Source organism: Ruegeria sp. CK2 (assembly GCF_056536585.1).
Map to the genome: position 1 here is coordinate 1 of NZ_JBQFPW010000031.1, position 14,482 is coordinate 14,482.

General features: G+C 51.7%; 13 protein-coding genes and 1 pseudogene. 6 read left to right on the forward strand and 8 right to left on the reverse strand.

From position 1 onward, the window contains the following. Positions 1–449: 449 nt before the first annotated feature. The 4 genes from ACR0BU_RS24135 to ACR0BU_RS24150 all read right to left on the reverse strand — a co-directional run bounded on the left by ACR0BU_RS24135 (position 450) and on the right by ACR0BU_RS24150 (position 3,353). Entirely contained in the window at positions 450–1,205 is a 756-nt protein-coding gene (locus ACR0BU_RS24135) for a transposase (protein WP_480739447.1), read from the reverse strand. Positions 1,206–1,318: 113 nt separating this feature from the next. Then, a complete protein-coding gene (locus ACR0BU_RS24140) occupies positions 1,319–1,615 on the reverse strand; it encodes a type II toxin-antitoxin system RelE/ParE family toxin (protein ID WP_480739448.1) in 297 nt (98 codons plus the stop codon). Then, the gene (locus ACR0BU_RS24145; protein WP_366140976.1) at positions 1,615–1,848 is read right to left on the reverse strand and encodes a type II toxin-antitoxin system ParD family antitoxin; all 234 of its coding nucleotides are present in this window, start codon (positions 1,846–1,848) and stop codon (positions 1,615–1,617) included. The genes ACR0BU_RS24140 and ACR0BU_RS24145 overlap by 1 nt, the downstream gene beginning before the upstream one ends. A 563-nt stretch (positions 1,849–2,411) precedes the next feature. Further along, the gene (locus ACR0BU_RS24150) at positions 2,412–3,353 is read right to left on the reverse strand and encodes a LysR family transcriptional regulator (protein ID WP_480739449.1); all 942 of its coding nucleotides are present in this window, start codon (positions 3,351–3,353) and stop codon (positions 2,412–2,414) included. 54 nt (positions 3,354–3,407) lie between these two features. On the opposite strand from ACR0BU_RS24150, the gene ACR0BU_RS24155 reads away from it, so the two are divergent. Then, positions 3,408–3,902, forward strand: coding sequence for a YybH family protein (locus ACR0BU_RS24155; RefSeq protein ID WP_298938528.1), 495 nt, complete (start codon positions 3,408–3,410; stop codon positions 3,900–3,902). Positions 3,903–4,296: 394 nt separating this feature from the next. Here ACR0BU_RS24155 and ACR0BU_RS24160 read toward each other — a convergent pair whose 3' ends face one another. The 4 genes from ACR0BU_RS24160 to ACR0BU_RS24175 all read right to left on the reverse strand — a co-directional run bounded on the left by ACR0BU_RS24160 (position 4,297) and on the right by ACR0BU_RS24175 (position 8,416). Continuing rightward, positions 4,297–5,025: a LuxR family transcriptional regulator gene (locus tag ACR0BU_RS24160; protein ID WP_480739452.1), complete on the reverse strand. Its 729-nt coding sequence runs from the start codon at positions 5,023–5,025 to the stop codon at positions 4,297–4,299. 594 nt (positions 5,026–5,619) lie between these two features. Then, complete coding sequence (locus tag ACR0BU_RS24165; protein ID WP_480739454.1) at positions 5,620–6,054, reverse strand: hypothetical protein; 435 nt, start codon at positions 6,052–6,054, stop codon at positions 5,620–5,622. 364 nt (positions 6,055–6,418) lie between these two features. Next, the gene (locus tag ACR0BU_RS24170) at positions 6,419–7,675 is read right to left on the reverse strand and encodes an ATP-grasp domain-containing protein (RefSeq protein ID WP_480739456.1); all 1,257 of its coding nucleotides are present in this window, start codon (positions 7,673–7,675) and stop codon (positions 6,419–6,421) included. Positions 7,676–7,801: 126 nt separating this feature from the next. Beyond that, positions 7,802–8,416, reverse strand: coding sequence for an acyl-homoserine-lactone synthase (locus ACR0BU_RS24175; RefSeq protein ID WP_298938306.1), 615 nt, complete (start codon positions 8,414–8,416; stop codon positions 7,802–7,804). A gap of 566 nt (positions 8,417–8,982) precedes the next feature. Here ACR0BU_RS24175 and ACR0BU_RS24180 point away from each other — a divergent pair. The 5 genes and pseudogenes from ACR0BU_RS24180 to ACR0BU_RS24200 form a co-directional block, all read left to right on the forward strand. Then, positions 8,983–9,177, forward strand: a complete 195-nt coding sequence (locus ACR0BU_RS24180; protein ID WP_298938305.1) for a YqaE/Pmp3 family membrane protein — start codon at positions 8,983–8,985, stop codon at positions 9,175–9,177. A gap of 346 nt (positions 9,178–9,523) precedes the next feature. Continuing rightward, positions 9,524–11,404, forward strand: a complete 1,881-nt coding sequence (mutL, locus tag ACR0BU_RS24185; protein WP_480739458.1) for a DNA mismatch repair endonuclease MutL — start codon at positions 9,524–9,526, stop codon at positions 11,402–11,404. Positions 11,405–12,586: 1,182 nt separating this feature from the next. Continuing rightward, complete coding sequence (locus tag ACR0BU_RS24190; RefSeq protein ID WP_480739460.1) at positions 12,587–13,618, forward strand: ABC transporter transmembrane domain-containing protein; 1,032 nt, start codon at positions 12,587–12,589, stop codon at positions 13,616–13,618. Between the two features lie 141 nt (positions 13,619–13,759). Continuing rightward, a pseudogene (locus ACR0BU_RS24195) lies at positions 13,760–14,105 on the forward strand (transposase); the annotation flags it as partial. Positions 14,106–14,316: 211 nt separating this feature from the next. Next, a partial coding sequence (locus ACR0BU_RS24200) for a putative Ig domain-containing protein (RefSeq protein WP_480739462.1) occupies positions 14,317–14,482 on the forward strand: 166 nt, incomplete at its 3' end.

Here is a 14,482-nt window from a genome sequence, read left to right on the forward strand (position 1 = left end):
AAGGGCAAGTCCACGCCAGCGAACGCATCGAGTGTTCTTCTTCCGGGATGTATTGAGCCATCCAGCCGAAGTAGTTGGTTCGAGCGACTCATTAGCTAAACTCCCAAGTGTCATGTTCGCCCAAAACAGGAAGTGGACTGTTCTGGGAGGATTAGTTAGCCACAGCAGCTTTTGACAATGAAGTCGGATTGTGGAGCGCACAGTCTCAACGGCGTCGCGTGGGGTCTCAAATGAAATCCAGATCATGTTGACAACACGTCAGAGCCAAAGCCGGCCGGATGTGATGTCGATGAAGCTCCGGACGCCTTCAAGGCCTTGTCGCTAACGCAGATACTGTCATTTGAGTTCGCAACCACAGCGAACTTTCGCTTTCCGCCGATTCTGTGGAAAAACAACGTTTTGCTGGCGCAGAAAGTGGATTCCAAATCAGTCCGTTAGCGCCTTTCTGATCAGGCTTTTCGCGCTTGCTGCGGTGCGGGAAAGATCTTGGCTAGTTTGCGAAGGTTCTGGGCGGTAGCGGCGAGGAGGAATTCATCAGTTGCGCCGCACGGGCCGCGTAATCGGAGCCGTCCCAAGCCCAGGATGCGTTTGAGGTGTGCGAAGAGCCTCTCGACTTTCTTTCGCAACTTGGATGAGACTTTGTATTGGGATGTTTTGCGGATGGCGCGGGCGAGATCGCGGGCATCTTCATGCTCTTCTCGATTGATTTTGCGGCAATCTGCCTTGGGGCAGCATTTGGGTTTGGATGGGCAGGCCTGACAGGTGTGTTTGAGGGCCTGATATTTCGCGACACCTTTGCCCGTCGGATCACGGTTTGGGTCGGAGTAGTTGCGGCGGAATTGCTTGAGCGCCTCGCCTTCGGGGCAGATGTATTGGTTGTTTGCCGCGTCCCACTCAAAGTCAGCGCGGGACCAGGTGCCGTCTGTTCGTCCAGCTTTATCGATGACCGGAATGTGCGGTGCGATCTTGTGCTTCACCAGCCAGTCCAGCATCGGGCCGGAACCGTAGGCGGTGTCCGCGATCAGAAGTTCGGGGTCGATGGAAGGGCGGCCCGTGTGACTGTAGAAGTCCGCCAAATGTGAGCGGATGCTGCCCAGATCAACGAACCGATCTATCGATCTCAAAAGGTGATCTTGTGGGACATGACCCTCCAGCGAGAACTCGTAGAACAGCGCTGCCTGTACTTCCTGCCTTGGCCCCAACATCGCCAACCTCTCCCTACAGGACCAATTGAATCAGCTACTTAGGTCTCGATCAAGGAAGAGTTTTTCAACGAAGTAAGCCGGAATCTTCAGAGCGGAAAGCATTGGCAAAACCCTCAATCAGCCAGGAAATCAGACCAGTTCGCCATGCTGTGAGCGATACGAACTACATCAATTGCCGTATCGTCAGATTGGTATATGATTAGATGCTTTTTGTAGGGGTGAATCCGCACCGCTGGTGTGAACTCTAACCGCAACCGGGCCAAATCAGGGAACTCCGCAATCAACTCAAGCGATGCACCCAATCCAATCAGGTAAGCCTTTGCCTGAGCCACGGACCACGTTTCTACAGCATAAACCCAAACTTCATCCAGATCAGCCTCAGCTCTCGGACGCAGTTCGATATTGCGCATCAATTGTCGTGCCCGACAACCTTGCGCTCAATGAAGCCCGACATGTCGAACGGTCGGGGTGCACCGCTACAAATCCCCTCTTCGATAAGGCCCTGAAGTTCCAATATAGCCCCTTCCCGCTCCTGGTCTTTGCGGATCAGATCGCGAACATAGTCACTAACATTGCTGTAGCGCCCGTCTTTTGTGCGGGACTCGACCCAGGATTTCATCGGGTCCGGAAGGGATACGTTCATTGTCGCCATACCGGTAATCTGGTGGTCTTGGCAAACTTTGTTAACTCTGATCACCGATGCAAGTGGCTCTAACTCACTAGGGAGAAATACGCTGTATCTAGTTCCTTCCCTATCAGAATTCCGCGCAAACCCTTTCACACAAGTCCGCTTTCCATCCAGACCTTGGATATCAAAGCGTCCCTCTCAATAATTTTCGTCTATGTCCAATAATCTTGCCTTATCGGACGCGCTAATGCCCTCATGCGCACCTGATCGCTCAGCATTCTATAGTGCACGGCAACTTGATAATATCCATGCATCGATCATCCAATCAGATCAACTAAACGAGTGGGCAGAGTGCGCAGGTACCAACTATGGCGTTGGTCGCGACATTGACTAGTTCGACTACACTGTTTGAAATGTCTCGGCCCCGCAACCGATTGGTTGTTCTTTCAAAGCGGTAGCTTCGAACCACTCCTAAGTTTGCGACAAAGCCCAAGTGTCTCTTATCATGATCGATTGTATCGACATCAATTCTAACAGTGCAAACGACTGCTTTGGGAATTCTTCCATATGATCAGATTTTATGACGTACGCCCGCTCAAAGCCGCTCGGACGGCCTCAATCACCTCTTTCACGGAGCGTGGAACTAACGTGTCGTAGGTGTGAACAGCGTGGATTGGTGTCGGATCGGGTAGTAGTTGCTCGCACAGTCGCACCAGTGACCCGTCTTCGATTTCCTGTGCGACACGAATGTCAGGTAGAAATGCGACCCCCAGTCCTTCCCGAGTGCAAGCGGCAATGGCATCAAGCGTGTTGCAGCAAAAACTTGGATTGAATTTCAAGGTTACGGGTTTCGTGTGGTCTTTGGTGGGAATAGAATGGATTACTGCTGACGGCTCTCGCACATGCGCGATGTAAGGCAGGCCTTGTACCCATTTTGCAAACTCAGGGGTATCCGAAGGCGGCGCCTGCGCCATGAGCGAAGGGGCGACACACAGGATGTCTCGTAGCGACCCTATTTTGCGGGCACGAAGGTTACTGTCGCGTAAAACGCCTACCGCAATTGCGACATCAATCCCCTCGGCGATCAAATCCAACCGGGCGTCATCTGCGATCACTGTCGGCTCAAGTTCTGGAAACTGATGCATAACCTTGGCCATGGCTGGGGCAATGATCGGCGCAATCAGGACATGGGGTGCGGTGATTTTGATTGGACCGGACGGTATCGCGCCATACGCCTCCATCTCAGTTGCGGCTTGCTTCGCCAACGCGAGCACGTCTTTGCATCGCCGATAATACCGTTCTCCTGCTGGGGTTAGCGACAGGTGCCGGGTCGTGCGCACTGCCAATTTGATACCCAATTGTGCTTCCAACTTTTTCAGGCTCTGGCTGACTGCTGACTTTGCCAAGCCCAACTCATCCGCTGCCCGGGTGATTGAACCCGTTTCGACAATAGTAACAAAATTTAAAGGTAGCGTTGAGAGCACGGCTATTTGTTCTCCAACATTGAACAGTGATTTCATTTATGGTCGCTTTTTTAAGCAACACAAATACTCCAAATACGGCTCATCGACCAAATGCAAACAAATCAAGGCAGAGATTACAAAATGAAAAAAGCTACATGCTCCATGCCTGCCGCGATACTAGCCACAAGCGTGCCCGCACAATCCCTGACTGCAGATCCGGCCACAAGTGCGGCGCGTGAAACGGCGCTTAGTATCGCTGTCGCCGAAGGTAGCCTAGCATGGCGCAATGCCTTCAACGCAGGAGACGCGGCTGGCGCGGCTGAAATGTACGAAGAAAATGCGATTATGGTAGTTAAGCCATTTGGCACCTTTGAAGGTCGCGAGGCGATCCAAGCTTTTTGGACTAGCATAATTTCGAAAGGCTTCAATGACGTGGTCTATATCAACACGACGACCCATGTCATTGACCAAACACTGACAGCCGCCAGCGTTTCTGCAGACTGGAAAATGAATAACGCCAAAGGCATCATCTTAGATGAATTGTGGGTATTGCAGCCTGATGGGACAGCTCTGATACGCGAAGGCCATTTCGAAATCACTCAATAACGCCCCAAGGCTCGAAAAGAGGCAGGTCTATGGCACATTTGAAACACTCACCCTGCGCGTCGCAGATTCTGACCCACAACAGAGATTCGAAGATCGGCATCAGCTGAGTACAGCTCTCCGAAATGACGACTGCCCGTCCGTTTAGCTCAATCGTTTGTACTCAAGCGGCACCCGTGTTGGATACGAGATCAACACGGTTTCCGTTTTACCAATCAAATACACTTCACCAGTAGCCAGTTTTGCCTCTGAGCAGGAGGAAGAAGCGGTTTTGAGCGAATGAGGAGAAGCGTGAGACTTGCGCGCCGGTCGACAACACCGGGGATGTTGGTCGTGCGAGTGGTGCGGAGATACGCGGTACTCTTAGGAGTATTGTTGTCCCGAATTGATGTAGGCGTCACATAGTTTGAAGTATTAAGCATTTTCGAAGTGCAATGGCGACAGCTTGGGTTTTTGTGGCTGCACCCAGCTTTGCAGACGCATTGCCAATGTAAAAATTCACTGTTCTTTCACTCAGTCCAAGAATCTTGCCGGTTTCCCAACAGCTCTTTCCGTAGCTTGCCCATAACAAGACATCTTTCTCGCGTGGCGACAGTTTAGTAGTTACTGCGTTTCCCGTGGGTTTTTTGACAATAGCGGAGTGAACCAGGAATCCGAGGTAGGTCAGGTCGGGTAGGAGGTGCTGCTTGATTGAACGCCACTCTCCGGCGGATTCGTTGGAGCTAACGGAAAACAATGCTTGATCCCCTTCCGGACCTCTTATTGGTATTGAAACACCTTGTTTGCTCACTCCAAATTCAGCAGCTTCACCAAAGAAGTTGATGGCTGATCGATCACCGTTGGTTATTGCACTCCAGTCAAACGGTAAAACTCCTTTGAAGCTATTTTTCACAACAGGGTCGCGTTCATCATACCCTTTCTCCACATAGCGATCCTCCCATGCCTTTGAGTATGTCGTGACAAGTCCAGTCTCTGATTGCGGATTGACCAGTGATGGCAAGTGCATGTAGGCGATGTTGGATAAGCCAAAGCGGCGACCAAAGACGCTGAGGAAACCCGGTTTGTCGTTGGATTTCCGAAAAGCGGTGGAGTCGTCAACAAACGCTTCTGATATGGCTAACTTCATTAGTTTAATATCTCCTGAAGTACATGATACTGCGCCGGATGCTGTTACATCTTAAAAGATATTGAGCAGTCGTGGCTACGCAAAGCGACGAGGCTAGGTGCTTTGTATCGCATACTATTTGATGTGGGTTTGAGGATTCAAATCACACGGAGAGTTTTAGCTAGTCCAAACGAAGACGTAGTCTGCATTTTGCTGCTCTGGGGTGGTGTGGGCGAAGGATAAGCGCTTTGGAGACAAAGGTCAGAGTGACGGCGGCGGTGAACAGTCGAAACTGATTAGCCGCGAAGCCGATTATGATCGTCGTGGTGGCCATGCCGCCGAACACCACGCCATATAAATAACCATGAGACACGGGACATCTTCTTTGCTTGCGTTTTTAAGAATCCCGTTCAACGAAACTACGAAAGCGACTTCAAACGCTAACATGAACGCAAAGTAGAAATCGAATGTGACAATTGGTGTTTGGGTGAGGAAGGGCATTAGGATCGCCAATGACGCAAGAATAAAAATCAACGATAGAGGGGCAGGGGGAGTTACGTTCGGCTGTGTATCGATGGTTGACGAATACAACGCCTGCGACAATGCCAAACACGCCTACAGCTTCCGAAACAGATCCATACTGGGGTGGAAGGTTGAGCCAGGCCAACGGCTAGCAGATGCGCGCGACTTGATTGACGCCTGTAAGAAGACGACCAAAAGCCCCAAAGTAATCATAGAGTACATGATCATTTTATTGGATAGGACGACCTTTTCCCAACGTTTGAAGAGCGAAATGTAACCGCCCATATCTGATCGGACGGCCGCTGCGACGGGCAGCAGGGCACATGCGAATGCCGATACAATGTAGGTACCCGCATTGACAGTGGCGATTATTGTGAAGGAGAGGATTAAAACAAGAGCGAAACCAACGACAGCGCCCAGTGCCTGGTCCACGTAGTTACCTGAAACAACCACGTTATTGACCCGATCAACGCATTCATCGTCGAGAAAGTCTTTCAACGCGACATCGCGTGCGACTCTCGTTGTCATGACAAAGAAACCGCGCACTAACAGTAGGGGGTATGCGAGGTAGAATGCGCTGTTTGCGACAACTAGCCTCACCAGCAACGTGGCGAAACCTGCAGCTAGTTCGATCCTATAAGGACATTCTTCGACTCAAATCTATCGACAAGCCTTCATGCGACCGGCATCAGAAGAAAAATGGGGAGGAATTGTGCCATGTAGACGCCAGCTGCGCCGATTGCTGATGCCGTTTCTTAGAAAAAACCAACAGACAGTGCCACGAGTATAGTGTTCGTGCCGATGGCACTTATTAGCATTGATGTAGTAAGTAAGCGTTGGGCTCTAAGCTGTGCTGGCGGGATCTTCTATGTCTGATCTTCGGTGGGATTGTTCATTCAAAAAGTTTGATTTGCAGTTCTTCTGCCATTTTTGAGAGATATCTGTTAGCCCGTGAATCCGCCTCTGTTATGGTGTCGCTTTTCACTTGAAAGCGAGCGAGAATATCATGAGCTTTCACGGATGCGTTTGGGTTGAGTTTGTAGGGATCAAACTGAATGATGTCTGGTTGATTATGGACCCAATGAAGATCAATTAACGTGGGCAATTTACCATCCTCTGTCGGCATCAACTTTCTGGTGGTTATAGCTGTCTTGGGAGCAACGGGCTTCCACCGTGGTCGCTTCCCCAAATGGATGTCAATTAGATGATTAAGAAGGCAATCGCCGGTCACGTTTTCGTACAAGCTGGGTATGACACCACCCATCAGTCTCGGGTTGACTTCAACCAACGCAGGACCTTCGGTTGTAAGGATCATTTCAATGTGAAAGATGCCTATATCCAAGCCAAGTGCTTTGGCGACCTGTTCGGCATACACGCAGCAGTTTTCTTGATCCTCGAAGGATATTTGGGCGGGCATTGAGGTACCCATTTTGATGCAATCATTGGCCTTGGCCCTTGGTCGACCAGAGATCATGAAGCGGAAGAATTCACCATCGAGCAAGCCTAGCTCTATGGAGACGAGGGGGCCAACGAGCAATTCCTCTACAAGGAGGCCGTTTGCGATTTGACCCCTGATTTCCGGTGCAAGGTCGTCTATCCTGTCTAGGATATCTTGAGCAGCCTGTTTGGCCTCCTGCGATGTTTGAGCAGCGACAGGTAAGATGCTATCAAATGCCACCTGGGGTTTTACGACAACGGGCTTTCCGTAACGCGCTGCTATCTTGCCAACGTCGTCGGCTGTCTTACCAATAGCGTGAAACCCGGACTTAAGCTTGGTTTGCTCGACTAGCTCACGGGCTTTGCGTTTATTCTTTGAGTTTTGAACGGCGGTTGCATTTGTAAAGCGGATGTTGTGTACGACACAAGCCTTTGCTACAGCATCGACACAAGGTTCGAGCTGCGTGATGACGCCGTCGATCGGTAGAATTGATTGAATTAAGGCCATCGCGCGGGCTACTTCATAAAACGAAGTCGGATCTTCAATTGATATGAGATTGTGAACGCCTGCTTTGACGGACTTGGTTAAATCCGTGTCGGTGTATAGTCGATGTTTGGGCTGGAGGAACGACACGACATAGCCCCGATCTAGGGCTATTCGCATCGTGTCGAAACCTGGAACGTTAGAATCCACGAAGAGTACATGTATCATTTTGTTGCCTAGTCGACGGCCGACAATTCGCTTCCGATAGTCGCGACATTGATGCGAAAACCGTTCCCTTCCGTTACTCTTTTCAAGTATTCATCGACCCCAACTAGGCGGCTCTTCTGTTGGCTTTCAGAAGGTTGCAGCCCTGGCGGCGGTTATCGGATGTTTTGAGGAAATGGTGGCAATCACCTCATCGGAGGCCTCACACATGCCGGCCACGGTTTTTAAACCGTCATACTTAACGATGGGTCCAAGACGCTCGAAAGGGCATCCTGACCTTCTCAGTATGCGCTCCATAAAGACGTCGTACACTGATATGACATGAGTCATTCCAGCGCCTTTGGCGGTTTGAAACAGTCCCATGAGTAACTCACGTGTCACGATATTGACGCCGCCGGTGCCCGAGCCTTTCATCGCTTGCGTATCTACGCAAAACCGAGAGCTTTCGATAACCAGTGGGTTCCGCACAATCCCCGCGCGTCCCATCACTTCTGGGAAGACATCCGACAACATGTGCGGCCCGGTTGTAGGAAGTAAGCGAAGCGATGCCAAGAGCTTGTGATCGTCGGTTGTGACACAGACGTAAAGCGGGTTCATGGTATCGAATACGTCTTTCTCACGACCGTTTTCGACATGAACTTGCCAGTCTCTCCTATCCTTAAACTGTCTCGCGCGCAGTTGATACATTTGGTCAAATAGTTCGGCGTTTGCCTCAATTTCATGGGCATGAGCGGTTACTATCATCGCCACCTCCCTCGGTTTCGGCTTATGTGTATCGGGAGGATGTTGGGCGCAGAGCAGTCTGGCACTACTGCAATACTTACGTATTGACCTAAGGGTGACATTTGCCAATGCGAGAATCTAGCATCTGCAAAAATATTGTTATTTCTCAAGAAGCTGAAGGGAATCTAACGCCTTAGTTTTTCAACGCCGGACCGACTGGGTCTATGTACAGTTTCTGCTAAAGAAAGTTGAGCTGATTGCTGCCGGTACTTATGAATTTGACAAGCGGCCGTCGCCCATACCGCCTTTTGTAAATTCAGGATTCCTTCTGTTGAGCAGAAACCCAAACGGGTTCTTCGTAAGCAACAGCTTTGCGTTTTCGCACGACGGTGAATTTTTCTCATCGGGGTCCAGAGAACAAGCAGTAGAGCCCTGCGAATCCAAATAGTCTGGTGTCGCCATAGCGGATGACTATTTAAATATAGGATTGGAGTATTTCCGGACACCACTATCTGGTTCTATGCGTGGATAGTCGCAGAGTATCGGAAGTTGCTCACACCTTTCACAAAGAATGAAGGACTTAGAACATGAGATTGATACTGGCTCTATTGCTGCCCTTTGTAGTGTTTTTCACAATCAAAAGGCCAATCCAAGGCATTTTCTGTTTGGTTTTGCAGCTGACACTCATCGGATGGATACCCGCGGCAATTTGGGCCGTGTACTCTTTAAGCCAGTACAACACCGACAAGAAAATCGCGGCGGCTACCAGCAAAAGGTCATAAATCAAACATGGCACCCTATTCGGTTCAAGCCCCTTGCATTGGCCAATTATTCCTGCGCGTTCGAAACGGTCTCGGCACATACCTCTCGAAAGGTCAATCGTGTGATGGGCTGCTAGACTGCTGGCCCCGCATTCTGCGAAAGCAACCCCGGAAGAGCAGTCCCTTTCCGCCTGACTCTCTAACTCCTTGCCGTCCCGATCGCCGATTTCGGAGGACGAAATTGAACTGAGTAGATAGTCTCCGTCTTCGGGCAGCCGATTGTCATAGTTCTTCTTTTGTTCTACTTTGTTTCGCGACGTTCCAGGTTTGGGACTTCATGATTTGAGATTTTGCAGGAACCTTCGAGATGATCAGTGAAAGTGTAGAATCCAAAATTGCTCCGCGTATCCACCAACTCGATGATGCAGCGATTAACCGCATTGCTGCCGGCGAAGTGGTCGAGCGCCCTGCGTCGGCTGTGAAGGAACTGATCGAGAACGCGATTGATGCAATGGCGACCCGGGTTACAATCGATATTGCTGACGGCGGCAAAACACTGATCCGTGTCACTGACGATGGGTACGGGATACCTGCCGAGGATCTGCCGTTAGCCCTGGCTCGTCATGCAACGTCCAAGATTGACGGATCCGACTTACTGAACATTAACACCTTTGGATTTCGTGGAGAGGCTCTGCCTTCTCTTGGAGCTGTGGGGCGTCTGACAATCACAAGTCGTGTGGCAGATGGAGAAGCAGCCTCAATTCACATTTCTGGCGGAAACATGGAAGCTGTAAAGCCTGCGGCCCTACGCACTGGCACAGTTGTGGAACTCCGTGACCTGTTCTTCGCAACCCCGGCACGCCTGAAGTTCATGCGCACTGATCGCGCAGAGGCACAAGCGATTTCAGATGTTGTTAAGCGGCTCTCCATGACCGAACCCTCAATTACGTTTGTCTTGCGAGACGTGTCTGGTGGAGGCGAGGGACGTGTTGTCTTCCGGGCAGATCGTGAGAGTGGCGACTTGTTTGATGCACTGCACGCGAGGCTTGCGAAAGTGCTGGGCAGAGACTTCGCGGACAACGCATTGCGGATCGATGCGACACGGGATGGGCTTCGGCTTTATGGATATGCGGCCCTTCCAACATATTCCCGCGGTGCTGCAGTGGCGCAATTCCTTTTCGTCAACGGTCGTCCGGTACGTGACAAGATGTTGATAGGGGCGCTTCGGGCGGCCTATTCCGATTTTCTAAGTCGCGATCGCCACCCCGCTGCGGCACTCTTCATAGACTGCGAACCCACACTGGTGGACGTCAATGTGCATCCTGCGAAATCTGAGGTTCGGTTCCGCGACCCAGGTGTGGCTCGAGGGTTGATCGTCTCGGCTTTGAAGCATGCTCTGGCTGATGCAGGGCATAGGGCGTCAACCACTGTTTCTGATGCAACCCTGGGTGCGATGAGACCGGAGCCAATAAAGCCCGGCCCAGCCCGAGACTATCAAATGGATCGGCCATCCAAGGCGGCGCGGACAGCGGCATACCAGGCTCAAGCTCCCGCGTTTGAAGACTTTGCCAATGAGCTGAGTGGAAACACTCCGGAGCTCAGCGTTCAAGAGAGTTCTCCCGCATCTGACCCAGCGCCTACCCAAGAAGCTGAAGTGCCAACAGAAAGCCTTCCGCTTGGTGCTGCCCGCGGGCAGGTGCATGAAAACTACATTATCGCGCAAACGTCTGATGGAATGGTGATCGTAGACCAACATGCGGCACATGAAAGACTGGTCTACGAGAAACTTAAACAACAGATGGCGAAAGACGGCATCGCTGCCCAGGTACTTTTGATTCCGGATATCGTGGAGCTTTTGGATGAAGATTGCTCTCGACTAATGGAAGTGGCTGAGGAGCTTAGTGGTGTGGGCTTGACCATCGAACAATTCGGGGGAAGTGCCATCGCTGTGCGAGAAACACCAGCTATTTTAGGTGAAGTCGATGCACGCTCTCTACTTCTCGACGTTTTGGACGAGCTCTCAGACCAAGGTGAAAGCCAAATCGTACAAGCCAAGATTGATGCCATCCTGAGTCGTGTTGCTTGTCACGGATCTATTCGATCAGGGCGTTGGATGCGCGCAGAAGAAATGAACGCATTACTACGTGAAATGGAGGCAACACCTCATTCCGGTCAATGCAACCACGGGCGGCCAACCTATGTGGAATTGAAACTTGCCGATATTGAAAAGCTCTTTGGTAGAACTTGAAAACCTCAACAGGTTCACAGTCTCTGACAGTTCAGTTTCCAGACATTTGTGTATTGCGTGCTCTGCCTGCTTACAGTGGTGTTGTGTTTGCCCTCAAATTGGCTTTCGTTGATGGCAATTGTCGCCATGTTGATAGACGATATGGCAATAGCGTACACACCCGCTCAGCCAAAGGGAAAGCGTGAACTTGGGCGTGTTGGCGCGCAACGGGTCGCTGGCCGGAGTTGATAGTGATGTGCGTGAAGTCTTGTTTTAGTTTCTGTGCAGATTGCAGAAACACCATAAATTTTCCTATCGTTCCAACCGGATTGATTGGATTCTGGTGTTGGTGCGGTTGGGGAGGGGGGTGTGATCTTACCTGAGACGGCAATCCCAAGGAGAAAGGAATTCGCCTCGCTGACCATTTAGGATGCTGGCTTAAGCGTCACGTGGTTACGCTTCGGTACCTCCACAATTCTCCGCGCCCCGACAAAAACGGGGCTTCATTCAAGACCTGGCCAGGCACAAGCCAGTAGATGAGTACAGTATGTGATTTCGTTTGGTGATTGCTCGCAGAACTCAATTGAAGGTGGCCCGTTGGGTTCAACACCTCCGAAGCATAGTCAAAATCTTTCATTAAATAGAAGTTGGGAATTGGAACTTCAGCGCAAGGTCGTTGAGTGTACTCGTTACAAAAATACCGTGTGAGGTAAGCGGCGTCCTGAAGGAAATGGTATCAATACGAGTAGTGCATTGGTCCGCTGAATAAATAAATGGGCATGATCAAAATTGACCGACTTTAGAAACTGGGAAGAAGGTTCCCCGCCTGCCTCATTCTCCAATGACGAACGGTCTCGGCGTTTACCGCCGACGATTTTGGCTGGCTTCCTTGCTTGTATTGTGGGGCCCGTTTCAGCGCTATCGGCCAACCAGGGTCAAGAGCTGTTGTGAGCGGCGAACTGCACGAATTGAATCAACGTTTTCTGAACAAATTTAGACCTACCTTGACCCCAAGGCGCTTACCAAAGGCACAAATAGTGCATCCAGAAATCCTATTTGGTGCTCCGCTGCGACAGCCGCAAAGCAAAATTGTCTATTTCTATCAAAGAGTTCCCATATCAGCAGTATCTGGGGCAAAAATTCTTGGAAATGCGACCGGGCTAAAAACTGAACCCCTACGCAAAAATTAGAGCCACCTAACTCATGAAGCCTCAATCCTTTATTTCTCAACCCGCCCGACATGAACTACACGAGGCCCGCAATCAGGGTTTGACCTTCCTGGCACTGGCATTGCTCTTCAGCGTTTTTGTCAACCTGCTGATGCTGACGGAACCGTTGTTCATGTTGCAGGTCTATGACCGTGTTCTGTCCTCGCGTGCCGTCGAAACTCTGACGGCTTTGTTCCTGCTGGTCGCTCTGCTCTACGGCCTGATGGCGATGCTGGATTTTGCGCGGGGGCGTATTGTGGCGCGGTTTGGCGCGCGGTTTCAGTCGCAACTGGACGAGCGCGTGTTTGACGCCACTATGCGCCGGTCGCTGCATCCACAGGCGCGATCGGCGCCAGCCACAGCCCTGCGCGATTTGGAATCCATTCAATTCCTCTGTGCGTCGCCGGTGTTGTTGGCCGTAATGGACATTCCCTGGACACCGGTGTTTTTGGCGGCGATCTTTGTGTTCCATCCGCTGCTGGGATGGTTGTCAGTGGGTGGCGCGGTCCTGCTGATCTTGATTGCCTTGCTGAACCAGATGCTGACCCACCGCAAGGTGGCGCGCGCGCAGGGCATGCAGGGCGATATCTCCCTGCGCTGGTTGCGGCAGCGCACGGAGGCGTTGCGTCAGACGATTGCAGCCAGTGACTGGACCGGCAGCTTTACTGCCCTGACCAAATCACTGCGGCTGTTCCTGCAATCGGCCATGCTGGCCTTGGGGGCGTGGCTGGTGCTGCGCAATGAGCTGACCCCGGGGGCAATGATCGCAGGATCAATCCTGTTGGGCCGGGCACTGGCGCTGGTTGAGCAGGCGGTCAGGCAGTGGGGCATGATTGAGCGGGCGCGGACGGCTTGGACCTCTCTGAACCGGTTTCTGGAGCAGACACCGCCCGAGGCCGCAAGAACCAAACTCCCAATGCCTGAGGCCCGATTGGAGGCCAATGCCCTGACGGTCATCCCGCCGGGAGCCGGTAGTCTGGCAAAAGTGGGTCCGGCAAAACAACGCTGGCTAAAGCGCTTGCGTTGAGTTTTTTCAGTCGCAGCGAATGTCTCCTTCGACAGGCCGCACCGCAGCGACGGATGTCTAAGGCGAACGGCAGGAATGGGCCGAGGCTGTGTGAAAGCTCCCAGACATGTTAGCCTTTCCGAAGGGCAGGCGGAGGCAAGCATGTTGGGTTTCATCGAAGGTCTCGACAGGGTGCAGACCACGCTCTTTCCGGAACGGTTGGAGCACTGAACCTGCTAGGATCATCTGGTCCGTGTCATGGACCTTATTGTTGATGAACTGGATCTGGCGACGGTTTGTTTCACCCGACATGCGCTTGATCGAGTGCGTGCGCCCCGGGTATCATCCAGCAGTTCTGCTCAAGCTCTTCCTCTAGGGCTATCTAGATTGCATCCCCTTCCAGCCATTGGTTGGAACGTGATGGCGGGCAGAACGTCGCACTGATATGGCTGACTGGGCAACTCGCCTTGACCAGAAGACCATTGCAGATTTCCGGCTCTACAATGGTACTTGTGGGGCTGTTTGGTTGGCCGTGTTGGCAAATTGCAAGCCTGACAGCGCGGGGGCCACCATAGCTGATGTCTATTTAAATATAGAATCCCGGTATTTTCCAATTCAGCGATCTGGTTCCACTGTTGGTTGAGAGTCGAATTGAGTGGCCGCATTTGCGGGCAATCACAGCAGCCCACCAGCTTGAATTGGACAGGGACATGACCGTTATGAACAACGCACCTGTTTTGACAACTTTATTGCCCAATCAGTCTTCAGCGGAAGATGAGGTTGTGAGCTTTGCCCTGCCAGCGAATGCATTCACGGATGTGGATGGCGATGCGCTGACCTTGACTGCGACGCTGCTTGACGGTGCGGCCCTGCCGAACTGGTTGG